21 protein-coding genes are annotated in these 24,810 nt (G+C 71.6%); 12 read left to right on the top strand and 9 right to left on the bottom strand.

What is annotated here, in order from left to right:
• Positions 1 to 18: 18 nt before the first annotated feature.
• Positions 19 to 1,095 (bottom strand): LolA family protein, encoded by a 1,077-nt coding sequence (locus tag DEJ14_RS13735; RefSeq protein WP_146249692.1) that lies wholly within the window; start codon positions 1,093 to 1,095, stop codon positions 19 to 21.
• Positions 1,096 to 1,234: 139 nt separating this feature from the next.
• Here DEJ14_RS13735 and DEJ14_RS13730 point away from each other — a divergent pair, with 139 nt between their 5' ends.
• Positions 1,235 to 2,704, top strand: coding sequence for an FGGY-family carbohydrate kinase (locus DEJ14_RS13730; RefSeq protein WP_111084407.1), 1,470 nt, complete (start codon positions 1,235 to 1,237; stop codon positions 2,702 to 2,704).
• A gap of 90 nt (positions 2,705 to 2,794) precedes the next feature.
• Here DEJ14_RS13730 and DEJ14_RS13725 read toward each other — a convergent pair whose 3' ends face one another.
• The 4 genes from DEJ14_RS13725 to DEJ14_RS13710 are packed head-to-tail and all read right to left on the bottom strand — an operon-like array spanning position 2,795 to position 7,502.
• Entirely contained in the window at positions 2,795 to 3,277 is a 483-nt protein-coding gene (locus DEJ14_RS13725; protein ID WP_111084406.1) for a ribose-5-phosphate isomerase, read from the bottom strand.
• Positions 3,274 to 5,016, bottom strand: a complete 1,743-nt coding sequence (locus DEJ14_RS13720) for a dihydroxyacetone kinase family protein (RefSeq protein WP_111084405.1) — start codon at positions 5,014 to 5,016, stop codon at positions 3,274 to 3,276. Before DEJ14_RS13720 ends, DEJ14_RS13725 begins: the two co-directional genes overlap by 4 nt.
• A gap of 11 nt (positions 5,017 to 5,027) precedes the next feature.
• Complete coding sequence (locus DEJ14_RS13715) at positions 5,028 to 6,344, bottom strand: MFS transporter (protein ID WP_207895492.1); 1,317 nt, start codon at positions 6,342 to 6,344, stop codon at positions 5,028 to 5,030.
• 27 nt (positions 6,345 to 6,371) lie between these two features.
• The gene (locus DEJ14_RS13710) at positions 6,372 to 7,502 is read right to left on the bottom strand and encodes a zinc-binding dehydrogenase (protein ID WP_111084403.1); all 1,131 of its coding nucleotides are present in this window, start codon (positions 7,500 to 7,502) and stop codon (positions 6,372 to 6,374) included.
• Between the two features lie 105 nt (positions 7,503 to 7,607).
• On the opposite strand from DEJ14_RS13710, the gene DEJ14_RS13705 reads away from it, so the two are divergent.
• Together DEJ14_RS13705 and DEJ14_RS13700 are read left to right on the top strand one after the other, a co-directional pair.
• The gene (locus DEJ14_RS13705) at positions 7,608 to 8,444 is read left to right on the top strand and encodes a GolD/DthD family dehydrogenase (protein WP_111084402.1); all 837 of its coding nucleotides are present in this window, start codon (positions 7,608 to 7,610) and stop codon (positions 8,442 to 8,444) included.
• A 25-nt stretch (positions 8,445 to 8,469) separates the two neighbouring features.
• Positions 8,470 to 9,432: a sugar-binding transcriptional regulator gene (locus DEJ14_RS13700; protein WP_111084401.1), complete on the top strand. Its 963-nt coding sequence runs from the start codon at positions 8,470 to 8,472 to the stop codon at positions 9,430 to 9,432.
• A gap of 79 nt (positions 9,433 to 9,511) precedes the next feature.
• Here the strand turns inward: DEJ14_RS13700 and DEJ14_RS13695 are convergent, their stop codons facing one another.
• On the bottom strand, positions 9,512 to 10,036 hold the full coding sequence (locus tag DEJ14_RS13695; protein WP_111084400.1) for a DinB family protein: 525 nt from the start codon (positions 10,034 to 10,036) through the stop codon (positions 9,512 to 9,514).
• A gap of 210 nt (positions 10,037 to 10,246) precedes the next feature.
• On the opposite strand from DEJ14_RS13695, the gene DEJ14_RS13690 reads away from it, so the two are divergent.
• A complete protein-coding gene (locus DEJ14_RS13690; protein WP_111084399.1) occupies positions 10,247 to 11,779 on the top strand; it encodes an MFS transporter in 1,533 nt (510 codons plus the stop codon).
• Positions 11,780 to 11,952: 173 nt separating this feature from the next.
• Here DEJ14_RS13690 and DEJ14_RS13685 read toward each other — a convergent pair whose 3' ends face one another.
• Positions 11,953 to 12,981: a CobW C-terminal domain-containing protein gene (locus DEJ14_RS13685; RefSeq protein ID WP_111084398.1), complete on the bottom strand. Its 1,029-nt coding sequence runs from the start codon at positions 12,979 to 12,981 to the stop codon at positions 11,953 to 11,955.
• A 57-nt stretch (positions 12,982 to 13,038) separates the two neighbouring features.
• On the opposite strand from DEJ14_RS13685, the gene ykgO reads away from it, so the two are divergent.
• A complete protein-coding gene (ykgO, locus tag DEJ14_RS13680) occupies positions 13,039 to 13,161 on the top strand; it encodes a type B 50S ribosomal protein L36 (RefSeq protein WP_022905672.1) in 123 nt (40 codons plus the stop codon).
• Between the two features lie 28 nt (positions 13,162 to 13,189).
• Positions 13,190 to 13,846, top strand: a complete 657-nt coding sequence (locus DEJ14_RS13675) for a histidine phosphatase family protein (protein WP_111084397.1) — start codon at positions 13,190 to 13,192, stop codon at positions 13,844 to 13,846.
• Between the two features lie 169 nt (positions 13,847 to 14,015).
• Here the strand turns inward: DEJ14_RS13675 and DEJ14_RS13670 are convergent, their stop codons facing one another.
• Complete coding sequence (locus DEJ14_RS13670) at positions 14,016 to 15,776, bottom strand: glycerol-3-phosphate dehydrogenase/oxidase (RefSeq protein ID WP_111084396.1); 1,761 nt, start codon at positions 15,774 to 15,776, stop codon at positions 14,016 to 14,018.
• A 191-nt stretch (positions 15,777 to 15,967) separates the two neighbouring features.
• Between DEJ14_RS13670 and DEJ14_RS13665 the strand changes: the two genes are divergently transcribed.
• The 4 genes from DEJ14_RS13665 to ald all read left to right on the top strand — a co-directional run bounded on the left by DEJ14_RS13665 (position 15,968) and on the right by ald (position 20,611).
• Positions 15,968 to 16,930, top strand: coding sequence for a sugar-binding transcriptional regulator (locus tag DEJ14_RS13665; RefSeq protein ID WP_258373190.1), 963 nt, complete (start codon positions 15,968 to 15,970; stop codon positions 16,928 to 16,930).
• Between the two features lie 49 nt (positions 16,931 to 16,979).
• A complete protein-coding gene (locus DEJ14_RS13660) occupies positions 16,980 to 17,939 on the top strand; it encodes a helix-turn-helix transcriptional regulator (protein ID WP_111084394.1) in 960 nt (319 codons plus the stop codon).
• Positions 17,940 to 17,993: 54 nt separating this feature from the next.
• Entirely contained in the window at positions 17,994 to 19,382 is a 1,389-nt protein-coding gene (locus DEJ14_RS13655) for an FAD-binding oxidoreductase (RefSeq protein WP_111084393.1), read from the top strand.
• 128 nt (positions 19,383 to 19,510) lie between these two features.
• A complete protein-coding gene (gene ald / locus DEJ14_RS13650) occupies positions 19,511 to 20,611 on the top strand; it encodes an alanine dehydrogenase (RefSeq protein ID WP_111084392.1) in 1,101 nt (366 codons plus the stop codon).
• A gap of 64 nt (positions 20,612 to 20,675) precedes the next feature.
• Here ald and DEJ14_RS13645 read toward each other — a convergent pair whose 3' ends face one another.
• On the bottom strand, positions 20,676 to 21,476 hold the full coding sequence (locus tag DEJ14_RS13645; protein ID WP_111084491.1) for a TspO-related membrane protein: 801 nt from the start codon (positions 21,474 to 21,476) through the stop codon (positions 20,676 to 20,678).
• Between the two features lie 164 nt (positions 21,477 to 21,640).
• On the opposite strand from DEJ14_RS13645, the gene DEJ14_RS13640 reads away from it, so the two are divergent.
• Positions 21,641 to 22,624 carry a magnesium and cobalt transport protein CorA gene (locus DEJ14_RS13640; RefSeq protein ID WP_258373189.1) on the top strand — a complete coding sequence of 328 codons (984 nt, stop codon included), beginning with the start codon at positions 21,641 to 21,643 and terminating at the stop codon, positions 22,622 to 22,624.
• 14 nt (positions 22,625 to 22,638) lie between these two features.
• Positions 22,639 to 24,753 (top strand): alpha-galactosidase, encoded by a 2,115-nt coding sequence (locus DEJ14_RS13635; RefSeq protein ID WP_111084391.1) that lies wholly within the window; start codon positions 22,639 to 22,641, stop codon positions 24,751 to 24,753.
• Positions 24,754 to 24,810 lie beyond the last annotated feature (57 nt).

Raw genomic sequence — 24,810 nt, 5'->3', positions numbered from 1 at the left:
GCGCGGGTTCCGGTGCGCTCACTTCGCGGCGGCGACCAGCGACGACACCGGCACGGCGCCGGCGAGGACCCGGCCGTCGTCGGTCAGGTAGACCGACACGAGCGAGGTCTGGACGGCACGGCCGCCGTCGACGGCCTTCGTGAGCTGGCCGAGCAGGCCCGCGGCCTCGTCGCCGAGGGACGACTGGTCCACGGTGCCGGCGGGGAGCTCGGCGATCGTGCCCCAGCCCTCGCCCGTGAAGGTCGGCTCGTCACCGTCGTGCGCGCCGCGAGCGTGGTCGCCCTCCGCGTGGGCGTCGTGCTCGGCGTCGGACAGGTCCTTCTCGGTGACCTTCGCGTTCGACGGCGGCGTGAAGTCGAAGAGCCGCGCGGCCGGGGCGCCGTAGTCGAGGCTGGTGAACCCGACCTGCACCGCGGGGTCGTCCTGCCCGGCGGCCCGGATCGTCGCACGGAGCGGGAGCCCGGTCTGCTGGTCGACCGCCAGTCGGACGGTGCCGACCAAGGTGTCGGAGGACTTCGGCGTCAGGGTGATCTGCCAGGCGTCGTGCCCTGCGACACTGACCTCGGTCGGCTTCGAGACCGTGGTGGTCGGGGTGATGGCGTCGACGGCCTGCTCCGCGATGTCGGTCGGCGTGGTGGTGGCGTCCTGCGGGGCCTTCGCCGAGTCGGAGGGGAGCGTCACGTGCGTGGCGGTGCGCTCCTTCGAGTCCCAGGTCCAGACCTCGGACCCGTTGCGGACCAGGTCCTGCTCGGCGAGCTGCTGCGTCAGCTGGATCCGCTGCTTGCTGTCACCGTCGACGTACACACGGGCGGTGTGCGACGAGGTGAGCAGGCCGAGCACCTCCGAGGCGTCGCCCTCGAGCGAGGATCCGCCGGAGCCGGTCGGCAGCTCGGGGAGTCCGAGGTCGCTCGACTGCGTGAGCTTGCCGGAGTACTGCGCGTCCGACGACTTCGCGATGCTGGCGATGACGTCCGCCGCGGTCGGGTTCGTCCCCGCGATCGGGTCGTTCGCGGCGTTCGCGATCATCGGAGCGGCGACGGCGCCGGCGACGACCACCGGCGCGATAACTGCTGGCAGCCAGGCTGACTTCTTCATCGGGTTCCCCTCGTGGTGCATCGGAGTCGTGAGTACGGTACGTCCGGCCCCCGACAGGCAGCTGGGCGTCGACGGATCATGATCGTTCGTAGACTCGGGACGCGACCGACGGCGGTCGTGTGGCGGCGAAGGAGGCGGCATGCGGGCGGTGCTCGGTCTGGACATCGGGACGTCGAGCACGAAGGCGCTGCTGGCCCGGTTCGACGGCACCGTGATCGCCGAGGTGGGTCGCAAGCACGACGTCGACCGCCCTGCCCAGGGGCTGGTCGAGATGGACGCGGCCGTGTGGTGGGACGAGTTCACGACGCTGACGCACGAGCTCCTCGCGCTCGTCCCCGATGCCGATGTGCAGGCGGTCGGGGTGAGCGGCATCGGCCCGTGCGTGCTGCTCACCGACGCGGTCGGCGAGCCGTTGCGCCCGGCGGTCCTGTACGGCGTCGACACCCGGACTGCCGACCTGTTGGACGAGCTGACCGCGGAACTCGGTGGCGAGGACGCGATCCGCGCCCGGTGTGGTTCCGGGCTGAGCACCCAGGCCGCCGGGGCGAAGCTCGCGTGGGTCGCCCGGCGAGAGCCCGAGGTGTGGGCGCGTGCCGTCCGCTTCACGATGCCGGCGTCACGCGTGGTGGAGCTGCTGACGGGGGAGTACGTCCTCGACCACCACTCGGCCAGCCAGACCACCCCGCTCTACGACGTGCACGAGAACGCGTGGATCCCGGACTGGTGCGAGCAGATCGCGCCCGGCCTGCCCCTGCCGCGGCTGCTGTGGTCGGGTGACCAGGCGGGCGTGGTGACGCGCGAGGCGGCCGCGGCCACGGGCCTCCCGGTCGGCATCCCCGTGACGGCCGGCACCATCGACGCGTGGGCGGAGGGCGTGAGCGTCGGGGAGTCCGTGCCGGGCCGGATGTTCCTGCAGTACGGCACCACGATGTTCATGATCGCGCCGACCGCCGAGCCGACGCCGGTGCCGGGCATGTGGACGACGGTGGGGACGCACCCGGGACAGCCGAGCGTGGCGGGTGGGATGGCGACCTCCGGGGCGATCACCGACTGGCTGCGACGGCTGGTCGACGGCGAGTGGCCGACGATGCTCGAAGAAGCACGGTGCGCCGGGATCGGCGCGAACGGGCTGCTGATGCTGCCGTACTTCGCGGGGGAGCGGACGCCCATCGCCGATCCGGACGCGCGCGGGGTGATCGCCGGGCTGACGGTGCGGCACACGCGTGGGGACATCTACCGGGCGACGCTCGAGGCGACGGCCTACGCGGTCCGGCACAACATCGAGGTGCTGCGTGCGGCCGGGGTCGAGGTCCGCGAGCTCGTCGGGGCCGGCGGCGGGTTGCTCGGACGGCTCTGGCCGACGATCGTGTCGGACGTCACCGGGCTGCGGCAGACGGTGCCGTCGGTGACCGTGGGGGCGTCGTACGGGTCGGCGTTCTTGGCGGCAGCGCTGGTGGCCGACGTCGACATCCGGCAGTGGAACCCGCCGGCCACCGTCATCGAGCCCGACCCCGTCGCGACGGCGGCCTACGAGCCCGGGTACCGCGACTACCGCGAGCTCTACGAGGCGACGAAGGCCGTCGTGCACCGGCTGGCCGCGCGCAGCTGAGGTGGGGGTGTGCGCAGAACACCGGTGTTCGTCGCTTGAACACACGCAAGCGCGTGTTCGGTGGGCGAACACCGGTGTTCTGCGGACCGGCTACGACTGGGCGTCGACGCCGGCGGGCGCGCTGCCGTCGTACTCGCAGATCGCTGCGACCTTCGACGCGCTGGCACTGGTGCGGTCGAACTCGTAGCCCAACCACTCGCGAGCCATCCGGCGGGCGACCTCGACGCCGACGACGCGCTGGCCCATGCAGAGGACCTGGGCGTCGTTCGACAGGACCGAACGCTCGACGCTGAACGAGTCGTGCGCGGTGACGGCACGGATGCCGGGGACCTTGTTCGCCGCGATCGCGACACCGAGTCCGGTGCCGCAGATCAGGATCGCGCGGTCGGCCTCGCCGTTCGCCACGAGTCGTGCTGCGTCGACGGCCACGTGCGGGTACGCGGTGTGCCCGTCCGCGTCGACGCCGACGTCGGTGACGTCCGACACCCGATCGTCGGCCAGCAGGTCGGCCTTGATGATCTCCTTGTAGTCGAACCCGGCATCGTCGGACCCGATCACGAGACGGTACGTCATGCGTGTGTTCCTTCCAGTTCGTTCGCACGGGCAGCGAGGACCTCGCCGACCCGCGTGAGGATCATCCCCATCGAGGTGGCACCCGCGTCGGGTGTCCCCAGGCTCTTCTCCGCCAGCGGCCGGGCACGCCCGACCTTCGGCGTGAGGTCGGCTGTCTTGTCGGCCTCGTCACGAGCGACTTCCGCTGCAGCCTGCCACGCGTCGGTGAGCGAGGAACCAGCCGACACCGAGGTCCGCAGCGCATCCACGAACGGCAGTAGTGCGTCGAGCAGTGTCTTGTCCCCGCGGGACGCCCCGCCCAGGTGGACGATCGAGTCGGCGAAGGCCTGCGCGGCCTCCACGACGTCGGACCCCCTGTACGAGTCGCGGTCGTCGCGCAGCGACCGTCCGAAGGCCTCGAGTGCCGCACCCCACAGGACTCCCGAGGTGCCGCCGGCGAACTCGGCCCACGCGTCACCGGCGCGTCCGAGGACGAAGGCGACCCCTGCCTCCTGGCCGACCCGGTCGACCTCCTTCCGGGCCGCGCCGATCCCCTTGACCATGCCGCGTCCGTGGTCGCCGTCGCCGGCGACCGCGTCGATACGGCCGAGTTCCTCCTCGTGCTCCCGCAGGAGCGCGTCGATCGCCTCGATCGCGTCGCGTGCCGTCTGCGCGGCCTGCCGGGAGGCATCACTCGCGTCCGGCACGACCGTCGCCTCGTCCTCGGCGTCGTCCACGGCGTCGGCCGGCAGCAACGCTGCGATCGGCGCCGCCGCCTTGCGGTACGCGGGCGTGTAGGTGTCGGCGCGCCACAGGGCGTCGAGCTCGTCGTCGAGCCACTGCAGGGTCAGCGAGCAGCCGCCCATGTCGAGGCTCGTGACGAGCTCGCCGACCTCCGGCTCGACGACCTCGAGGCCGGCGTCCTGCAGCAGCGGGAGCACACGTCCCCAGAGCAGGAACAGTTCCTCGTACTTGGTGTCGCCGAGGCCGTTCAGGATCGGGGCGACCCGGGTGCCCGCGTTCGCCGGTCGGTCGGCGAGCAGCCGTTCGACGAGCAGCGCCGCGAGGTCGGTCGCGCGGAGCAGTGGGACGTCCTCGATGCCGGGCTCGCCGTGGATGCCGAGCCCGAGTCCGAGGTGGCCGTCGGGCACCGTGAAGAGCGGCTCGGTCGCGCCGGGCATCGTGCACCCGGAGAACGCGACACCGATCGTGCGGGTCGCCGCGTTGCTCCGGTTGCCCAGCCGCTCGACCTCGTCGAGGGACGCACCTGCGGCGGCGGCCGCACCCATCGCCTTGAAGACCGAGAAGTCCCCGGCGATGCCACGGCGCTTCGACTCCTCGTCGGCGCTCGCGATGTCGTCCGTGACCACGACGATCCGGGTGCCGATGCCCTCGGCACGCAGCCGCTCGGCGGCGAGCCCGAAGTTCATCGTGTCACCGGCGTAGTTGCCGAACGACAGCACGACGCCCTTCCCCTGGTCGGCCGCCTTGGCGACCGAGTACACCTGCGCGGTCGACGGCGAGGTGAAGACGTTCCCGACGACGGCGCCGGTGGCGAACCCCGGGCCGACGATCCCGCAGAACGCGGGGTAGTGGCCGGAACCGCCGCCGACGACCACCGCGACCTGGGGGTCGGCGCCCTCGGTGGGCAGGGAGACGACGCCGCCGTGGACGCCGCGGACACGGTCGGCGTAGAGCGCGAGCCAGCCGGCGAGCTGGTCCTCGGCGAACTCGTCGGGGGCGTCGTGGATCGTGGTCATGCTGGAGTCCTTCAGTGGGAGGTGCGGGTGCCCTGCGGCACCTTGAGGAAGTGGATCATCACGAACGCGCAGGCGTACAGACCGACGAACGTCCAGGTCGCGGCCTGACCGCCACCGCCGAGCGCGAAGACCGCGGCGACCACACCGGTGCCGAGGAACGCCGCGCCACCGGCCGCCGTCGTGTACATCGCCATCGCGGCGCCCTTGTGCTCGGGGGCGAGCGCCGGCATGATCGCGCCCATCGGCACGAAGCCGGCGAGCAGGCAACCGAACACGCAACCGGCGACGACGGAGAGCACGTAGCCCCAGTCCGACCCGGCGGGGACGAGCTGCGGGACGTACCACCAGGCGATGAGGCCGAGGGCGGACCCGACGATGCCGAACCACTTGACGGTGCGCTGCCAGCCGATCTTGTCGCCGACCCAGCCGAACAGGGCGTTCACCAGGATGTTCGTCGCGTAGACGCACACGGTCATGAGCAGCCAGCGGCTCTGGCCCCACCCGCGCTCGTTCGCGATCACGGCGGGCAGGACGACGAACATGCCGAATTCGGGCGCGGTGTTGATCAGGCGGACCAGGAAGCCCATCAGGATCTTCGGCCGCGTGACGGTCAGGCGGATGCCGCTCGTCAGCACCTGCCAGGCGCTCTCGCCGGCCGGGGCGATGCGGGAGAACCCGTTCGGCAGCCGCACGCCGAACAGCATGATCAGGAAGCCGATCACGACCAGGCCGATCGAGGCGACCATCGCGCCGGTCTCGCCGATCGTGCCGCCGCCGAACACCGGGATGGCACCGATCGCGAAGAGGGAACCGAGCGTCGGCAGGCCACCCGTGAAGGCGACGTAGAACCAGCCGACCGCCGAACCGTTCCGCTCGACCGGGGTGGTGATGTTCACCCAGACCAGGAACGCGAACGCGAAGAGCGGGTAGCCGAAGCCGCGGACGGCGTAGGCGACGGCCGCGAACGGCACGCTGCCGATGTTCAGCGCGAGCAGGAACAGCACCTCGAAGACGACCCAGACGGCGAACCCGAGGATCATCACCCGGCGCGGCCCGATCAGGTCGGAGAGGGCGCCGGAGACGTAGCTGCCGATCAGGGCGGCGAGACTGTAGAAGGTGACGATCGTCGCGACGGTGGCCTCGGGGCTGCCGAGGACCGCGACCATGTGCGGGGTGATGAAGTTCGACTCGACGCCGTTCCCGGTCATGAAGACCAGGACGGCGACGAACCCGAGGGCGAGCGGGCGGGGGATCCCCATCCGGTCGAGGCGGCCCTCGGCGCGAGGGGTCGTGGGCGCACCGGTGGCGCGCTGTGTCGTCGTTGACATGCTTGCTGACTCCAGGGGTGGGCGGGCTCAGGCCTGCAGGGACGGGAGGATCGAGACCTTGACGCTCGCGCCGGCGGAGTCGCCGACCAGGTCCAGGGCCTCTTGGAACCGCTCGAGCGGGAACTGGTGCGTGCAGATCTCCGACATCGGCAGGGTCTCGGCCTCGAGCAGCTTGATCGCCGCCGGCCAGGTGTGCGGGCCGAGGTGGGCGCCCCGGACGTCGAGCTCCTTGTCGTCCGAGATGATCGACCAGTCGACGGAGACGGCGTCCTTGAACACGGAGTACTCGACGAAGGTGCCGAGCTTGCGCAGCAGGTTGAGCCCCTGCGGGACCGCGGACGGGTGGCCGGTCGCCTCGATGTAGACGTCGGCGCCGTAGCCGTCGGTGAGCTCCTTGACCCGGGCGACGGCGTCGTCCTCGGCGATGTTGATCGTCAGGTCCGCGCCGACCTTGCGGGCCAGCTCGAGCTTCGCCTCGACCACGTCGAGGGCGATGATCCGGAGCGGGTTCTTCTGTCGAGCACCGGCGATCGCGGAGAGGCCGATCGGTCCGGCGCCGGCGATCACGACGGTGTCGCCGAACTTGATGTCGCCCCGCTCGACGGCGTGGAACGCGCAGGACAGCGGCTCGGCGAACGCGGCGACCTGACCGGGCAGGGCGCTCGACACCGGGTGGGTCAGGGCCTTGGCGGGGACGAGCACGTACTCGGCCATCGCGCCGTCGTAGCCCTTGAACCCGAACATGTCGTGGACGTTGCACATCCAGTACGCGCCCTCGAGGCAGTAGCGGCATTCCCAGCACGGCACGATCTGCTCGCACGCGATGCGGTCCCCGAGCGAGACCTTCCGCTTCGCCAGGGTGTCGTCGTCGCCGGACACGATCGTGCCGACGAACTCGTGCCCCGGGATGCGGTCCGTCTCGGCCCAGGCGGCGCGGTTCTCGTCACCCCAGAACTTCGCGGCGCCGTGGTAGCACTTCAGGTCGCTCGCACAGATGCCGACGGCGTCGGTGCGGAGCAGGAGCTCGCCGGGGCCGGGCGTCGGCACGGGGCGTTCCTCGAGCCGGTAGTCGCCCGGGCCGTGGACGACGACGGCTCGCATCGTCGTGGGGATGGTCGTGTTGGCGGTCGTGGCCGCGTTCTCGGTCGTCGTCGACATGCGCTGCTCCTTCGTTGGATGGCTTCGGCGACGACTGTACACCTCGCAGAACGTTTGTCCAGAACACAATTTCTGCTAGGTTCGACCCGACGCAAAGGAGCGAACATGACGACCAGCACCACCACCGACTTCGCCGCAGCCCTGCGCCCGGGCCCGGACACCGTCGACCTGACGAACGACTTCAGCGGCCGCACCGCGGTGGTGACCGGCGGCGCCTCCGGCATCGGGAACGCCATCGCGCGGGCGCTCGCCGCACGGGGTGCGCGGGTCGCGATCGTCGACGTCCGTGCGGACGGCGCCACGACGGCGGCGGCCGACCTGCCGGCCGCGACCGACGCACCGGGCGCGGCCACGGGCCTCCATGCCGGGTTCGGCTGCGACGTGACGGACGAGACGTCCGTGGCGCGCACCGTCGCCGACGTCGTCGCGCACTTCGGTCGCGTCGACGTGCTCGTCAACTGCGCCGGGATCGCCGCACTCGCTCCGGCGGACGAACTGTCCGCCGAGACCTGGTCGAGGACGATCGACGTCAACCTGACCGGCACCTTCCGCGTCGCCCAGGCCGTCGGTCGGCACATGCTCGCCGCCGGGTACGGGCGCGTGGTGAACATCGCCTCGCAGGCCGCGCACGTGGGCATCGACGGGCACGCCGCCTACTGCGCCTCGAAGGCGGGCGTCATCGGACTCACCCGGGTCCTCGCGCTCGAGTGGGGCGGCCGCGGCGTCACCGTCAACACCGTGTCACCCACGGTGGTCCTCACCGACCTCGGCCGTGCCGCGTGGGCGAACGAGAACGGCATCCGGCACCAGGACGAGATCCCCACCGGCCGCTTCGCCACTCCCGACGAGATCGCCGCCGCGGTGCTGTTCCTGGCCGGGGAGTCGAGCGCGATGGTGAACGGCGCCGACCTCCGGGTGGACGGCGGGTTCACGATCCGCTGAGGTGTGCCGGGGATACGATCGGCGCATGTCCGCCGAGAACCCTGCCGCCGAGGGTGCCCGGACCCGGTTCCCGCTCGACACCGTGTACCAGGCGGCGCGGATGTACTACCTCGAGGACGCCACCCAGGTCGAGATCGCCTCGCGCCTCGGTGTCTCGCGTCCGACGGTGTCGCGGCTCGTGGCCGAGGCGCGCAAGGCCGGACTCGTCCGCATCGAGGTCGTCGACCCGTTCCAGGACGAGACCGTCGCGCTCGCCGAACGGCTGCAGGTCGTGCTCGGCATCCGAGCGGTGCACCTGGCCGCCGTCACGCACACCGCCACGCTCGGCGCCGACCTCGCCGCACCCCTCGCCGCAGCGGTCGAGGGCATGGGGCTCGTCCCGGGCGACGCCGTCCTGATGTCGTCGGGCCGCACGGTGTACGACGTCGCACACGCCGGCATGCCGAGCCTGCCCGGCGTGCAGCTCGTCCCGACGGTGGGCGGGCAGGCCGACCCGATGCCGTGGTTCCAGACGAACGAGATCACCCGGACCGCCGCGGAGCACTCCGGAGCGATCCCCGCCTTCCTGTTCGCGCAGGCGCTGCCGTCGCCCGCGATGCGGTCCTCGCTCGACGAGGACCCGGCCTTCCAGCACGTCGTCGGGCTCTGGGGCCGGGCGAAGGGCGCGATCCTCGGCATCGGGGCGCCGACCCCGACGCGCGACGCCCTGGCGCGGGGCGTCCCCGTCGAGGACGCCGCGTTCGACCACGCTGCAGGTGACGTCTGCCTCAACTTCTACGCCGCGGACGGCTCGCCCATCGAGTTCCCCGGCAGCGACCGGATGGTCCGGACCTCACGCGAGGTCCTGTCCGGTGTGCCGCACGCCGTCGGCGTCGCCGTCGGCAGTGCCAAGGTCGGCAGCATCGTCGGCGCGGTGCGCGGAGGGCTCGTCAACGAGCTGGTGTCGGACGCCGCGACGGCCCGCGCCCTGCTCGACGCGCTCGCCTGAGCGGTCTGCCGCGACCACCGAGCGGACGGGAGGCGCGGGGCGGGACCGCACCGTGCCTCCCGTCCGCCCGTCGCCGCGTCTAGTGCGTGCGCCGCACGTCCCACAGGTGGTGGACGGGGTCGTGCGCGTAGTACGTCGCGAGGCTTGCGACGGTGAATGCGCTGCCGTCCGACCGCAGCCCCGTGCGCTCGAGCTGGTCGTCACGGACCTCGTCGAACGCCCGCGCTGCCCGGTGTGCGGCCTCGCCGAGCTCCCGGACGACGACGGCCGGGTCCTGCTCGCCGTACTGGTCCTGGACCGCGGTGGCGTCCTGGTCCCAGTTCGGGAACGTCGGGGCGTCCTCGGCGAGCATCAGTGCGAGCCGCTCGCTCATCTTCCGGTGCACGTCGCGCACGTGGGCGCCGTACTCGAGTGCCGACCAGGTGTGGTCGTCGGGACGCTCGCGCACGTCGGCCCGGCCGAGTTCGGTCGGCCACGCGGTCGTGTTCGCGTCGATGATCCCCGGCACGTCGCGGATCGACACCGTGGTGCCGTCGTAGCCGCACTCGGGGCAGGTGCCCTCGATGACCCAGGTCCAGCTCTTCGTCTCGGGTTCGATCGCCATGCGCCGATGTTATGTCCTCGTTACTCAGCCTTGCGGATCCGCAGACGCATGCGGATCGGGCCCCACCCCCGTTCGGGTGACACGCCGCTGCCTGAGAATCACCGGCCAATGACATTTCGGTTGCTCGGTAACGTCGCTCGCTGTTCCTGAGCCGGTCTCCACCGGCCCGAGCCGGTCCCTGCTGGCTCGTCACGATCCTCGAGGAGAGACATGGGCTCCGATCCCAGCCATACCCCGACCCGGCCGCACCGACGTCTGCGCGAGAGCGACGTCACCGTGGTCGACAAGAGCATGATGCGCCGCGCGGTGAGCGGCATGGTCGTCGGCAACACGATGGAGTGGTATGACGTCGGTGTCTACGGCTACCTGGCGGTCACGATGGGGAAGGTCTTCCTGCCGACCGCCGAGCCCGCCGTGCAGATCCTGTTCAGCCTCGGTGTCTTCGCTGCGACGTACATCGCCCGTCCGCTCGGCGGCATCGTCTTCGGCCGTCTCGGCGACCGCATCGGGCGCCAGAAGGTGCTCGCGACGACGCTCATCATGATGGCGGCGTCGACGTTCCTCATCGGTGCGCTGCCCGCCTACGCGACGATCGGCGTGTTCGCATCGATCGTGCTGGTCGTGCTGAAGCTGGCGCAGGGGTTCTCGACCGGCGGTGAGTACGCCGGCGCGACGACCTTCGTGACCGAGTACGCCCCGGACCGCCGCCGCGGGTTCTTCGCGAGCATCCTGGACTTCGGCAGCTACCTGGGCTTCGCGCTCGGTGCGACCGTGGTCTCGGTGCTGCAGATCACCCTCGGCGAGGACGCGATGGTCGCCTACGGCTGGCGCTTCCCGTTCCTGGCGGCCGGTGTGATCGGCGTCGTCGCGATCTGGTTCCGTCTGCGCATCGAGGAGTCGCCGGTGTTCCAGGCGACCCAGGCCGCGCAGGAGGCCGCGTCCGAGACCCGCGCGTCCTTCGACGGGGAGCGTCCCGCGAACGTGCTCGTGATGGTGCGCGACCACTGGCGGCCGATCGTCATCGCGATCATGCTCGTCGCGGCGTCGAACACCGTCGGGTACGCCCTGACCTCGTACATGCCGACCTACCTGACCGACTCGCTCGGGTACTCCCCGCTCGACGGCACGCTGCTGACGATCCCGGTGCTGCTGCTGCTGGCGGTCATGCTCCCGCTCACCGGCAAGCTGTCCGACAAGCTCGGTCGACGCGTCGTGATGTGGATCGGTGCCGCGACGACCGTGGTGCTCGTCGTGCCGGCGTTCATGCTGATCGGGCACGGAGCGCAGTGGTCCACGCTGGCCGGACTCGGGCTGCTCGCACTGATGACCGCGCTGTGGGTGTCGAACCAGGCTGCGTCGCTGCCGGCGCTGTTCCCGACCTCGACGCGGTACGGCGGCATGGGCTTCGCCTACAACATCGCCATCGCGGTCTTCGGTGGGACCACGCCCCTGATCGTGCAGGCGCTGCTGACCGTGACCGGGGACGAGCTCGCTCCCGCGTACTTCCTGATGGCGATGAGCGTCGTCGGTGCGATCGGCGTCTTCTGCATGAAGGAGTCCTCGCGCCGTCCGCTGCCGGGTTCGATGCCGGCGGTGGAGACCGAGGCCGAGGCGAAGGAACTCGTGCTCACGCAGGACACGAACCCGCACCTGGACCTCGGCGACCTGCCGTTCGCCGCGCAGGACGCCGCAGCCCGGGCCGCGCGCGACGCCGCCGATGCTGAGGCCGTGCCGGCGCGCTGACGCCGGGGGCGCTCGCGGGTCGTTCGACTCGGAACGACGAGGTCGATGTCGTACGACATCGGCCTCGTCGTTCGTTGCACGCGCGGGCTGTTGCACGGGGGCGGGAACGACATCGTGGTCGTCGCACGACGTCGCGGACGTCGTTCGGAGTCGGAGCAGTCGCGATCCCGCCCTCACTCGTGCCGGTGCTCCGACGCCGGGTCCACCGCCGGCCACACGGGGAACGGGTCCGCCCACCCGCGCCACAGCTCCGGCCCGGCCAGCAGCTCCGGCGGCGTGAGCAGCGCCCCGTCGAGGGCTCGTTCGATCGCCCGCACGTCGAGCCGCTCGCCGACGAACCAAAGCGCCTGCCCGATCGGGGCGTCGGCGTCCCACGACGGGTTCGCGGTGGGGTCGAGCGCGAGCATCGCCCCGAAGCTCGACCACGATCCGACGTGGTCCGGGCGTGACGCCAGCCGGAAGAACCCCTTCGAGCGGAGCACCCGGCCCGAGCCACCGGCGGCCAGGTCTCGCTCGATCACGGTGGCCAGTCGCCCGGGGTGGAACGGCAGCGGCTCCCGGTATCGCATCGCGACCAGGTCGTCGCGGGCGTCCCGGCCGGTGTCGGCGCCGCTCGACAGGGCGCGCATCCACCCGGCGCCCGAAGCAAGGACCCGAGCGGCCCCGCCGTTCGACGCGGGCAGGTCGCGCGCGGTCCGGAGTGCGGGCAGTGCCACGATCACGGCCTGCGGCGCGAGCCGGTGCAGCAGTGCCACCAGTGCGCGACGGCGGCGCAGGGACAGCGGTGCGAGACGGTCGAGCGCGATGACGGTCGCGTACTCGACGAGTGATGCGACCCGGTCGGCGGCCACGAACGCGTCGTCGACGTCGGACCACAGCAGGTGGGCGACGTCGTCGGCCCGCAGCACCCCGATCACGTGTCGGAGCACTCGGTCGTCGCCGGTCTCGCTCCGGGCGGCGTTCGCGAGCATCATGCCCACGGCGCGGGCGTCGGAGCCGGGTCGCAGGGTGACGACGAGGCCGTGGTCGGCATCGGGGCCGCAGGCGCGATCGAGGTGGTCGGCCCGCTCGGCGACCGCGCGGGCCGCTGCGAACGCACTCCCGTCGACGTGCATCCGGTGCCCCGTGGCGATCCGGGCGGCGACGCGGTCGGCGTCGACCTCGTGGAGGGCGGTGACGAGGGTGATGGCGGCAGCACGCATGTCGAGTACCCTACCTGAAAACCGTTCTCAACAAGAGAGCGCCGACGGAGGAGAACCATGAAGGTCCGCAACTCGCTCAAGGCACTGAAGAAGATCCCCGGCTCGCAGGTCGTCCGTCGCCGCGGCCGGGTCTACGTCATCAACAAGCAGAACCCCCGCTGGAACACCCGCCAGGGCTGACGTCGGCGGTGGTCCGTAGGGTTGATCCATGCGACTGCTGCTCATCCGCCACGGCCAGACCCCCGCGAACGTGAACGGTGTCCTCGACGCCGAGGTGCCCGGACCCGGCCTGACCGAGCTCGGCCAGCAGCAGGCGGACGCCCTGCCGGCAGCCCTGGCCGACCGGGGGATCGAGCGGCTCTTCGCCTCCACCATGGTCCGGACGCAGATCACCGCGGCACCCCTGGCGGCGTCGCTCGGACTCGAGCCCGTCGTGCTCCCCGGGCTCCGTGAGATCGAGGCCGGCGACACCCAGGGCAAGAGCGACACGGTGTCCGTGCAGCTGTACATCACCACCGTGCACGGCTGGTCCGGCGGGGACCGCACGACCCGGATGCCCGGGGCGGAGAGCGGTCTCGAGTTCTTCGAGCGGTACGACGACGCCGTGCGGCAGATCGAGGCCACCGGCGTCGGCGTGGCGGCGGCGGTGAGTCACGGTGCGGCGATCCGTACCTGGGCGAGCGCGGCCGCCGACAACACCCCGGACCACTTCGGCACCAAGCGCCACCTGGAGAACACCGGCATCGTCGAGCTCGAGGGGTCATTCGCCGACGGCTGGCACCTGGTCGACTGGGAGGGCGAGCCGATCGGTGGTGACCAGCTCATCGACCGCACCGCGCTCGACCCGACCGGCGAGCGCTACTGACGCACGGGTCGCCGACGCGACCAGCGGCTCGCGAAGGCGACCCACGAACGGACGGGAGGTGGGCCCCACCCGCCGGTACCGGCGCACCGCGCCAGCGGGGTGACGGCCGAGACGGGAGGCCCGGTACCAGCTGGTACCGGGCCTCCCGTCCGTCTCGTGGTCGCGTCGACTACGCGAGCTGCGACGCCGACGCCTGTGCCGTTGCGGACGTCAGCGGCACGATCACGCGGTGCGCCTCGCGCAGCACGTCGAGCGTGCGCTGGACCTCGTCCGCGCGCTCCTCGGGCGTCCAGTCGAGCGCCCCGGCGAGGACATCGGCCAGCTCGTCGAGCAGGTCGATCGTGACACCGCCGACGAACGCGAGGTTCGTGCGGCGCAGCACCACGTCGACCAGGTGGACGGCCTGCTCGTGCTCGGCGAAGTACGCGACCTCGGCGCGGGTGAGCGACGGGTCGGACTCGAGCGCCTCGACGGGGCCGTCGGTCAGGACGTCCACGACCTCGGCCGCACGGGTGCCGTAGCGCTCCAGCAGGCCCTCGACGAGGGACTCGTCCAGACCGTCACGGTGCGACGTGATCCACAGGGCGCGCTGCGCGTCGGTGGTCGGGAACTCCTTGCCACCGCCGATCGGCATGCCGGTGGTGTCGACCTTGCGGGTCATGCCGAGCTTCGTGGTGGCCTCGGTCGACAGGTGTGCGGCGAGGGCGCGGAACGTCGTCCACTTGCCGCCGACGAGCGACAGCACGGTCGACTCCGGCAGCCCGGCGATCTGGGTGTCCACGATCCGGTAGTCACGCGACACGAAGCCGGGGGCGGTGTCCTCGTGGCGGGGGAGCGGGCGGATGCCGGAGTAGCTGTAGACGATGTGGTCGCGGGTGACGTCGATCTGCGGGAACACGTGCTTCACGAGCCCGAAGAAGTAGTCGATCTCCTCGTCGGTCGTCGTGACCGGCTTCGAGGGGTCGGCGTCGATGTCGGTCGTGCCGATGAGGACCCGGCCCTTGAGCGGGTAGATGAGGACGATGCGTCCGTCGTCGTTCTCGAAGAACAGCTCACGGCCCTTGGTGGCTTCGAGCAGCTCGTCGTTCTGGACGACGATGTGCGAGCCCTTGGTGCCGCCCATGAACTTCGTCTCGCCGCCGAACGCCTCGTTCGTCAGGTCGGTCCAGGGGCCGGACGCGTTGATGACGACCTCGGCGGTGAACACGAACTCCTCGCCGGTCTCGCGGTCGCGCAGCAGCACGCCGCCGTCGCGGGTTCCGGCTGCCTCGACGTAGTTCGTCGCGCGGGCGGTCGCGGCGGAGCCGGTCCCGGTGCCCGCGGCGATGCCGTCCTTGAGGACGTCGAGGGCCAGGCGCTCGGGCTCGTGCACGCTCGCGTCGTAGTAGGTGCCCGTGTACTTCAGGTCCTTGTTGAGGGCGGGCATGTCCTCGAGCGCGGCCTTCTTGGTGCGGAAGACGTGCTTCGGGACGGAGCCGCCGTCGCGCGAGAAGGAGTCGTAGATCGTCATGCCGATCTTGATGAGCATCGCGCCGCGCTCCTTGGTGGAGCGCTGCTTGTGCGTCAGCATGCGCAGCGGGGCGTTCATGATGCCGGAGAACGTCGAGAAGATCGGCATCGTCGTCTGCAGCGGCTTGACGTAGTGCGGGGCGATGCGGATGAGGCCGTTGCGCTCCTGGACGCTCTCGCGCACCAGGCGGAACTCGCCGTTCTCGAGGTAGCGGATGCCGCCGTGGATCATGTGGCTCGACGCAGCGGACGCACCCGACGCGTAGTCGCCGCGCTCGACCAGGGCGACGTCGACGCCCTGCAGTGCGAGGTCGCGGAACGTGGCGATGCCGTTGATGCCGCCGCCGACGACGAGGACCTGCGCGTTCGGGCGCTCGGTGAGGACGGTCACCGTGTTCCTGGGCTGTGTCTTCTTCGACATGGTTCGTCGCTTCCTTCGTCTGTTCTCGTGGTCAGGATCGATCGTGCGCCGGTTTGGGAGGTCGGGCAACTTGCGTGCACGAACGTGCAGCACACGTGTCGTGCGCTCCGATCCGGGGGCCGGGAGGCGCGACAGGGGTTGCAGAGGCCGTGCACGTCCGTGCATGGTTGCGTTCGACAGATCGGAGCACCATGAGCGATGCGGCTCAGCCCATGCGCACGCAGCAGGCGCTGCGCGCCGCCCACCTGTACTACCTGCAGGACCTGACGATGGACGCCATCGCGGACGAACTCGCGACCTCGCGCTCGTCGGTGTCGCGCCTGCTGAAGTACGCCAGGGACACCGGACTCGTCGACATCCAGATCCGCTCGCCCCTGGACCAGGCCGCCGCGCTGAGCCGCAGCATCCGCTCGCGGTTCGGGGTGCACGCGCACGTCGTCCCGGTGCCGGACCACACGAGCGACGTCGACCGGCTGGAACGGGTCGCCCTGTCCGCCGCCCGGATCCTGACGCAGTACGTCGAGTCGAACATGGTGATCGGGATCTCGTGGGGCTCGACGGTGAGCGCGGTCAGCCGGTACCTGGTGCCGAAGACCACGCACGGGTCGACCATCGTGCAGATCAACGGTGCCGCGAACACCCGGACCACGGGCATCGTCTACGCCTCGGAGATCCTGCGGCGGTTCGGCGAGGCCTACGGCGCGTTCGTGCAGCAGTTCCCGGTGCCGGCGTTCTTCGACGACCCGGCGACGAAGGAGGCGCTGTTCCGCGAGCGCTCGATCCGCCGCGTGCTCGACCTGCACGAGCGGATGGACCTGGTGGTGTTCGGTGTGGGCGCCCCGCAGGCCCCGGTGCCGTCGCACGTGTACTCGGGCGGCTACCTCGACCCTGCGGACCGCGACGAGCTCACGAAGGCCCAGGTCGTCGGGGACGTCTCGACGGTGTTCTACCGGGCCGACGGGTCGTGGCGGGACATCGGCGTGAACGCGCGCGCCGGCGGGCCGGACCTCGACATCATCAAGCGCGCGCCGCGGCGGGTCTGTGTCGTCGCGGGCCGGTCGAAGGCAGCATCGTTGCGGGGTGCGCTGGCGTCCGGGCTCGTCACGGACCTGATCCTGGACGAGAGCGTCGGGCAGGCGATCCTCCAGCCCTGAGTCAGGATGTGACCCGGTTCTGTCGGGGGTGCCGGGTACGTTCTCGGCCATGGTGATCTCGATGGACCGACCGGGCGGCCGGTACTCCCGTCGCGTAGTCGGCACTGACGTCGACCAGGCGCTCGCCTTCTTCGGGCGTGACTACGACTTCCGGGCACCCGCGGTCCGGCGCACCCGCCCCACCGCGCACTGGGACTTCGCCGGCGTCGGCGACGACCGGATGTCGCTGCGGTCGTCGCGGTTCATGGTCGACCTGCGCAGCGAGAGCCAGGTCGACGACGAGTTCCTGGTGGCCTGGATGCGGAGTGGCTCCAGCCGGATCACCTGCGGCGGCGAGACCTGGGCGCTCGAAGCCGGCGTGCCCGTCGTGCTGCCGTTCGCCGAGCCGTACTCCCTGCACCACCGCGACATCGCGCTGAACCTCGTGCACCTCGACCGCGACTTCGTCCGGACGCTGGTCGGCGAGGACGACTTCGCCTTCGAGCCGATGCAGCGTCCGACGGCTGCGGGCACGGCCGCGTGGCAGGACGTGGTCCGGAAGCACTCGTCGACGTGGCTCGACGTCGACCACGAGCTCAACCCGATCGCGCAGCGCGACATCGCCGAGGCGTTCGCGACCGCTGCGATCCGTGCGTTCCCGCAGCGCGACCGGTGGCGGTCGACCGTAGCCGGCGGCGGTCCGGAGCACGGCCGCGTCCGCCGGGCGCTCGACTTCGTGCACGAGCACGCCCGCGAACCCATCGGCACACCCGAGATCGCCGCGGCCGCGGGGCTCAGCCCGCGCGGGCTGCAGCAGTCCCTGCGGCGTCACCTCGACCAGACGCCCGGCGACCTGCTGCGCGGAGTGCGGCTCGACGGTGCGCGGGCGGACCTGCTCGGGGGCGCGCGCGACGAGACCTCGGTCGCCGACGTCGCCCGGTCGTGGGGCTTCGGCCACCTCGGGCGGTTCTCGGCGACGTACCGTGCCCGCTTCGGCGAGCTGCCGAGCGAGTCGCTCCGCACGCGCTGACCGCCGTGGGGCGCCGAGCCGGGGGAGTCCACCCGGCGGCGGTAGCGTGACGACATGGACACCGTCGTCACCGCGCTCCGCTCCGCCCTGCAGGACCCCGACGGCACCGTCGTCCGGACCGAACCGGGCGTGCTCGACACCGCGCGGACCGACAAGTCCGGCTGGATCGCACCCGGCGGTCCGGTCGCCGTCGTCGAGGCCCGCACCGTCGAGCACGTGCAGGCGACACTCCGGACCTGCTCGGCCCTGGGCGTCCCCGTCGTCCCGCGCGGCGCCGGCACCGGTCTGGCGGGTGGCGCGAACGGCACCGAGGGCACGGTGGTGCTCAGCGTCGCGCGGATGGACCGCATCGTCGAGGTGTCCGTCGAGGACGAACTCGCCGTCGTCGAACCCGGGGTGCTCAACGGTGCGCTGAACGCCGCCGTCGCCGAGCACGGGCTGCGCTTCGCACCGGACCCGGCGAGTGCGGCGATCGCGAGCGTCGGCGGGAACATCGCCACGAACGCCGGTGGTCTGCGGTGCGTGAAGTACGGCGTCACGCGCGAGGCCGTGCTCGGACTCGACGTCGTGCTGGCGGACGGCCGGCTCGTGTCGACCGGCCACCGCACCGTCAAGGGCGTGACCGGTCTCGACCTGACGGCGTTGCTCGTCGGGTCCGAGGGCACGCTCGGCGTCATCGTCGGCGCGACGGTCCGACTCGTACCGATCCCGGCGGGGGAGCCCGCGACCCTCGGGGCCGTCTACCCGACCGTGCAGCAGGCCGCCGCCGCTGCAGCGGCCGTGGTGGCGGGAGCGGACCGGCCGTCGACGGTCGAGCTGCTGGACGCCCTGGCCCTCGAGGGGATCGCGGCGTACCTGGGACCCGAGGTGATCGTCGAGACGGTGGGGAGCACCGCTGCGGGCGGGGTCTTCCTGCTCGTGGAGTTCGACGGCCCGGGTGCGACCGAGGCCGCGCTGGGGGCCGTGCCGCGCCTCCAGGCCGAGGGCGGAACCGTGCACCTGGCCGGGTCGGCGACGGAACGCGAGCGCCTGCTCACCATCCGCCGGTCCTTCCACGCCGCGATGGAGTCGCGCGGCCGGGTGCTCATCGAGGACGTCGCGGTGCCGCGCAGCCGGCTCGCCGAGATGTTCGCCCGCGTGGAGGAGATCGGCCGCGAACACGGGGTCTCGATCCCGACCGTGGCGCACGCCGGCGACGGCAACCTGCACCCGAACTTCGTGTTCGACGGCGACGAGGTGCCGCAGCACGTGTGGGACGCCGCCGACGCGGTGTTCCGTGCCGCGATCGAGTTGAGCGGGACCCTGACCGGCGAGCACGGCGTGGGGGTGTTGAAGCGCCGATGGATCGGTGACGAGCTCGGCGAGGACGTCCTCGAGCTGCAGCGGGGGATCCGCCGGGTGTTCGACCCGGCAGGCATCCTGAACCCGGGCAAGGTCTTCTGATCGGCTGACCGCCGAATCTCATCGCACGGATCCGCCGTGGCTCATCCGGATGTTCGGCTGTAACGTCACTGCAACGAACCCGGCGCTGAATGGTGGGGACGAGAGCACCACCCACGAAGGAGTCCGCGATGCGCATCGGCGTCCCCATCGAGATCAAGAACAACGAGTACCGCGTGGCGGCCACCCCGGCGGGTGTCGCCGAGCTGGCGCTGCACGGCCACCAGGTCCTGGTGCAGGCCGGTGCCGGCACCGGGTCGGCGTTCCCCGACGACGAGTACCGCACCGCCGGCGCCGAGATCGTCGACACCGCCGCCGAGGTCTGGGCGCGCGCCGAGCTGATCCTGAAGGTGAAGGAGCCGGTGGCGTCCGAGTACCCGCTCATCCGCCCCGGCCAGGTGCTCTTCACGTACCTGCACCTGGCGGCCGACCGTCCGCTGACCGATGCACTCATCGACTCCGGGGCCACCGCGATCGCCTACGAGACCGTGCAGCTGCCGGACCGCTCGCTGCCCCTGTTGTCGCCGATGTCCGAGGTCGCCGGACGGCTGTCCGCCCAGGTCGGCGCCTACAACCTGATGCGCACGAACGGCGGACGCGGACTGCTGCTCGGTGGGGTGCCCGGCACGCCGAAGGGCCGCGTCGTCGTGATCGGCGGTGGTGTCGCGGGCGAGCACGCCGCGACGATGGCGCTCGGCATGGGGGCCGACGTGACGGTCTTCGACATCAGCCTGCCGCGGCTGCGCGCGCTCGACGCCCGGTTCGACGGGCGGATCACCACGCTGCGGTCGTCGGCGCACGCCATCGCTTCGGAACTCAGGGAGGCGGACCTGGTGATCGGTTCCGTGCTCATCCCCGGGGCGTCCGCGCCGAAGCTCGTCACCGATGCCATGGTCGCGGACATGCGGCCGGGATCGGTGCTCGTCGACATCGCGATCGACCAGGGCGGCTGCTTCGAGGGCTCGCACCCGACCACCCACGACGACCCGACGTTCGCGGTGCACGACACCGTGTACTACTGCGTGGCGAACATGCCCGGAGCGGTGCCCCGCACCTCGACGATCTCGCTGACGAACGCGACGCTGCCGTACGCCGTCGCGATCGCCGACCGCGGGTGGGAGGCCGCTCTGGCCGCCGACCCGTCGCTCGCCCTCGGCCTCAACGTGCACGCCGGCCAGGTCACGAACGAGGCCGTGGCGGCCGCGCATGGCTTGGTGGCGTCCGCGCGGTAGAGCCCAGGCCCCGAGACTCGGGCTGGGCGACAGTTCTCGCAGCCGAGCGCCCGAGAAGTGTCGCTCAGGCCGAGACTCGGGCCAGCCCACGCGCGCCGGACCAGCCCGCACGCGCCCGCACGGCGACCGTCACCACCACGACCGCGGCGGCTGCGACGACCGCAGCGACGGCGGTCGGCGTCGACACCAGCGGACCGTCGAGCCGCGCGACCGCCACCCACGCCAGCCCCCACGCCAGGGAGAGCATCGGCGCCAGGCGCCCCCGACCCCACACCGCCAGCAGCAGCCCGACGAGCCCGGCCACCGCTGCGACGAGCACACCCCAGACGTCCTGCCCGAGGTCGAAGCCCCGGAAGCCCGCTGCCGTCAGCACCGCGGCCGTGTTCGCCGCCGTCGCGACGCACACCCACCCGAGGTAGAGGCCGAACGTGCCGTCGGTGACGATCGCCTCGACGACGCCGGAGGGGTTCGTCCGCCGCAGGATCGTGAACGTCCAGACCAGCACCGCGAGCAGGGCCACGATGATCGGCTCGCTCGCCCACAGGAACCCGAACTGCACCGACAGGATCCACGCCGCGTTGAGCAGCAGCGACAGGATCGCCGGCACCGCGAGCTCCGCGTGCCGGGCGTCGTCCGACGTGCGGAAGAGCTGGCGGATCGCGTAGGCGATGAGGCCGACGTAGACGACGCTCCAGATCGAGAACGCCGGACCGTCCGGTGCGATGGCGGTCGACGACGCGGACAGTGCTCCGCCGGCAGCGTCCTGGATCGGCGTCCCGCCGGCCGCGCCGGACCCGACGAACGCCCCGACCACCGCGACGACGGCACTCACGGCGACCGCGATGCGCTTCCAGATCCTCTTCATGACCGTTCCCTTCGTCAGCATGCTGATGACCTGCACCGTAGGCGGGCGGTCCTGTCGGGCGCGCAGCGTGCGTTCAGCCTGCGGGGGACGGCGGACGGGAGGCCCGTGGCGGGCCCGCCACGGGCCTCCCGTCCGAAAGCTGGTCACCTGCGTACGGTGGTCGCGTGAGCGTCGAGATGAACACCGTGTACGTCGACCGGATCGCCCCGATGGCGAGTCCGTCGCTGGACGACACCTTCCGGATGCTCGACGAGCAGGGCGCGAGCGCGTGCATCGTGCTGTACCAACCGGACGCGCAGGAGCTCGGCGACGTCGCGGTCGCCCTGGGCCTGCACGAGCTCGCGGTCGAGGACTCCGCCGAGGGGCACCAGCGACCGAAGCTCGAGCGGTACGGCTCGACGCTCTTCGTGGTCCTCAAGCCCGCGCTCTACAACGACGGGCAGGAAGAGGTGGCGTTCGGCGAGGTGCACGCCTTCGTCGGCGAGAACTTCTTCCTCGTCGTGGTGAAGGCCGACCCGCGCGGCAAGCCGACCGTCCCGCGAGCGCTGCAGCGGATGAGCGGCAAGCCCGGCCTGGTGACGGTCGGACCGCAGGCGCAGCTCTGGGCGCTCATGGACACGATCGTCGACGGCTACGTGCCGGTGATCGACGGGCTGGAAGAGGACATCAACCAGATCGAGGACCAGCTGTTCGCGGGCGAGGCCGGGGTCTCGCGGCGCGTCTACGAACTGTTCGGCGAGGTCGTCGACTTCCAGCGTGCGGCCCGCCCGCTGATCCACATCATCGAGAACCTGCACCGCGGCGCCGAGAAGTACCACCTGCCGATCGAGATGCAGCGCCGGTTCCGCGACGTCCTCGACCACGCCATCCGCACGGTGGAGCGGCTGGACACGTTCCGGCAGCTGCTGCAGAACGCGCTGACCGTCGACTCCACCCTGGCTGCGCAGAAGCAGAACGACGACACGAAGCGGATCTCCGGCTGGGCGGCGATCCTGTTCGCCCCGACGCTCATCGCCGCCATCTACGGGATGAACTTCACGCACATGCCCGAGCTGACGTGGACCTGGGGCTACCCGCTGTCGATCGTCGGGATGATCCTGTTCGCCGCGATCCTGTGGGTCGTGTTCAAGGTCAAGCGCTGGTTCTGAGGAAGACTGGGGCCGTGACCCCGCACGACCTCGTCCACCTGACCGCCGGGGGCGTCTCCCTCGTCCTCGACTGCCGTGACCACGCGCTGCCCGCGGTGGTGCACTGGGGTGCAGCCCTCGGGCCACTCGACGACGACGCGCTCGTCGCACTCGCCGACGCGGACGTCGCCCCCGTGGCCCAGAACGAGATGGACGACCCCGTCCGTGTCGCCGTGCTGCCCGAGCCGAACCGCGGGTGGAGCGGACGACCCGGCCTGGCCGGACACCGCGACGGCCACGACTGGTCGCCGGCGTTCACCGTGCGGTCGCTCGACGTGACCGACACGACCGTCACGGCCGAGGCTGCCGACGACACCGCGGGCCTCGCCGTCCGGCTGACGATCGAGGTGCTCGTCTCCGGACTCGTCCGTGCCCGGGCCGCGGTCACGAACACCGCCGAGGGCGTCTACACGGTGGACGACCTGACGGTGGCGATGCCGATCCCGTCCGGTGCGCGCGAGGTCCTGGACTTCGCCGGTCGATGGGGCAAGGAACGCACCCCGCAGCGCCGCGAGCTCGTCGTCGGCACCCACCAGCGCGAGAGCCGGAAGGGCCGGACCGGTGCCGACGCCGCGACCGTCCTGACGGTGGGGGAGCCCGGCTTCGGCTTCGCCCGCGGTCAGGTCTGGGGCGTGCACACCGGGTGGAGCGGGAACCACCGGCACCACGCCGAACGCCTGTCGACCGGGCGCCAGGTGATCGGCGGCGGCGAACTGCTGCTGCCGGGCGAGGTCCGGCTCGGCACGGGCGAGACGTACGAGGGGCCGTGGGTGTGGTTCGCCCACGGTGACGGGCTCGACGACCAGGCCCGACGGTTCCACCAGTGGCTCCGCAGCCGGCCGCAGCACCCGACGACGCCGCGGCCGATGACGATCAACGTCTGGGAGGCCGTGTACTTCGACCACGACCTCGCCCGGCTGACCGACCTGGCGGAGCGCGCCGCCGCCCTCGGGGTCGAGCGGTACGTGCTCGACGACGGGTGGTTCCGCGGCCGCCGGAACGACCACCTCGGGCTCGGCGACTGGTACGTCGACGAGGACGTCTGGCCCGACGGGCTCGGGCCGATCGTGGACCGTGTCCGGGCCCTCGGCATGGAGTTCGGCCTGTGGTTCGAACCCGAGATGGTGAACGAGGACAGCGACCTCGCCCGCGCCCACCCGGAGTGGATCATGCAGGCGGGCGGCCGACTGCCGATGCGGTCCCGCGACCAGCAGGTGCTCGACCTGGCGATCCCCGAGGCGTACGAGTACGTGCTCGAGCGGATGACGGCGATCATCGGCGAGTACGGCATCGAGTACGTCAAGTGGGACCACAACCGCGACCTGGTGGAGGCCGGGTTCCCCGGTGGCGGCGCGGCGGTGCACGAGCAGACCCTGGCGACGTACCACCTGATGGCGACCCTGAAGGAGCGCTTCCCGAGGCTCGAGATCGAGTCGTGCGCGTCGGGCGGCGCGCGGGTCGACCTCGGCGTGATCGAGCACACCGACCGCGTCTGGGTGTCCGACGACATCGACCCCCTCGAGCGGCAGCAGATGCACCGGTGGACGCAGCAGCTCCTGCCCCCGGAGCTCCTCGGCGCGCACATCGCGAGCGGCAGGAACCACTCGACGGGCCGCGTGCACGACCTGGCCTTCCGGGCCGGCACCGCGCTCGTCGGGCACCTGGGCATCGAGTGGGACCTCACCGAGGCGACGGCGGAGGAGTCGGCGTCGCTGGCGGAGTGGATCGCGCTGTACAAGGAGCTGCGCGGGCTGCTGCACGGCGGCGACCTGGTGCGGATGGACGAGGTCGACGACTCCCGACTCGTGTACGGCACGGTCACGCCGGACCGGCAGCAGGCGGTCTTCTTCCTGGCGAGCATCGGGCGGTCCGAGGTGTCCGGCACCGGTCGAGTCACCTTCCGCGACCTCGACCCGGACGTCTCGTACCGCGTCGACCCGATCGTGGTCGGCGACGGGCACGGGATCGTCCGGCCGGACTGGTGGAGCGGCGCACGGGTGTTCAGCGGTCGGGTGCTCGGCACGGTCGGCCTGCACCCGCCGCTCGTGCCCGCCGACTGCGTGGTCCCGTTCCGTCTGACGGCCGTCTGACGGCAGGTGCGACGACCGGGAGGCCCGGTGCCGGTGATCGGAGCCGCTAGGGTTTCC

This window comes from Curtobacterium sp. MCJR17_020 (assembly GCF_003234365.2).
Classification (GTDB): domain Bacteria; phylum Actinomycetota; class Actinomycetes; order Actinomycetales; family Microbacteriaceae; genus Curtobacterium.
The sequence above is the reverse complement of the archived record's forward strand: the minus strand, read 5'-3'. Positions and strand labels throughout refer to the sequence as shown.

What these genes read in the sequence shown, in the direction of transcription:
- DEJ14_RS13705 (WP_111084402.1), top strand. Translation starts at nt 7,608, where the DNA reads ATGACGACCAGCACCACCACCGACTTCGCCGCAGCCCTGCGCCCGGGC.
- DEJ14_RS13675 (WP_111084397.1), top strand. Translation starts at nt 13,190, where the DNA reads ATGCGACTGCTGCTCATCCGCCACGGCCAGACCCCCGCGAACGTGAAC.
- DEJ14_RS13655 (WP_111084393.1), top strand. Translation starts at nt 17,994, where the DNA reads ATGGACACCGTCGTCACCGCGCTCCGCTCCGCCCTGCAGGACCCCGAC.
- DEJ14_RS13725 (WP_111084406.1), bottom strand. Translation starts at nt 3,277, where the DNA reads ATGACGTACCGTCTCGTGATCGGGTCCGACGATGCCGGGTTCGACTAC.
- DEJ14_RS13695 (WP_111084400.1), bottom strand. Translation starts at nt 10,036, where the DNA reads ATGGCGATCGAACCCGAGACGAAGAGCTGGACCTGGGTCATCGAGGGC.
- DEJ14_RS13720 (WP_111084405.1), bottom strand. Translation starts at nt 5,016, where the DNA reads ATGACCACGATCCACGACGCCCCCGACGAGTTCGCCGAGGACCAGCTC.
- DEJ14_RS13660 (WP_111084394.1), top strand. Translation starts at nt 16,980, where the DNA reads ATGGTGATCTCGATGGACCGACCGGGCGGCCGGTACTCCCGTCGCGTA.
- DEJ14_RS13715 (WP_207895492.1), bottom strand. Translation starts at nt 6,344, where the DNA reads ATGTCAACGACGACACAGCGCGCCACCGGTGCGCCCACGACCCCTCGC.
- DEJ14_RS13710 (WP_111084403.1), bottom strand. Translation starts at nt 7,502, where the DNA reads ATGTCGACGACGACCGAGAACGCGGCCACGACCGCCAACACGACCATC.
- DEJ14_RS13735 (WP_146249692.1), bottom strand. Translation starts at nt 1,095, where the DNA reads ATGAAGAAGTCAGCCTGGCTGCCAGCAGTTATCGCGCCGGTGGTCGTC.
- DEJ14_RS13730 (WP_111084407.1), top strand. Translation starts at nt 1,235, where the DNA reads ATGCGGGCGGTGCTCGGTCTGGACATCGGGACGTCGAGCACGAAGGCG.
- ykgO (WP_022905672.1), top strand. Translation starts at nt 13,039, where the DNA reads ATGAAGGTCCGCAACTCGCTCAAGGCACTGAAGAAGATCCCCGGCTCG.
- DEJ14_RS13670 (WP_111084396.1), bottom strand. Translation starts at nt 15,776, where the DNA reads ATGTCGAAGAAGACACAGCCCAGGAACACGGTGACCGTCCTCACCGAG.
- DEJ14_RS13700 (WP_111084401.1), top strand. Translation starts at nt 8,470, where the DNA reads ATGTCCGCCGAGAACCCTGCCGCCGAGGGTGCCCGGACCCGGTTCCCG.
- DEJ14_RS13645 (WP_111084491.1), bottom strand. Translation starts at nt 21,476, where the DNA reads ATGAAGAGGATCTGGAAGCGCATCGCGGTCGCCGTGAGTGCCGTCGTC.
- DEJ14_RS13685 (WP_111084398.1), bottom strand. Translation starts at nt 12,981, where the DNA reads ATGCGTGCTGCCGCCATCACCCTCGTCACCGCCCTCCACGAGGTCGAC.
- DEJ14_RS13690 (WP_111084399.1), top strand. Translation starts at nt 10,247, where the DNA reads ATGGGCTCCGATCCCAGCCATACCCCGACCCGGCCGCACCGACGTCTG.
- DEJ14_RS13665 (WP_258373190.1), top strand. Translation starts at nt 15,968, where the DNA reads ATGAGCGATGCGGCTCAGCCCATGCGCACGCAGCAGGCGCTGCGCGCC.
- ald (WP_111084392.1), top strand. Translation starts at nt 19,511, where the DNA reads ATGCGCATCGGCGTCCCCATCGAGATCAAGAACAACGAGTACCGCGTG.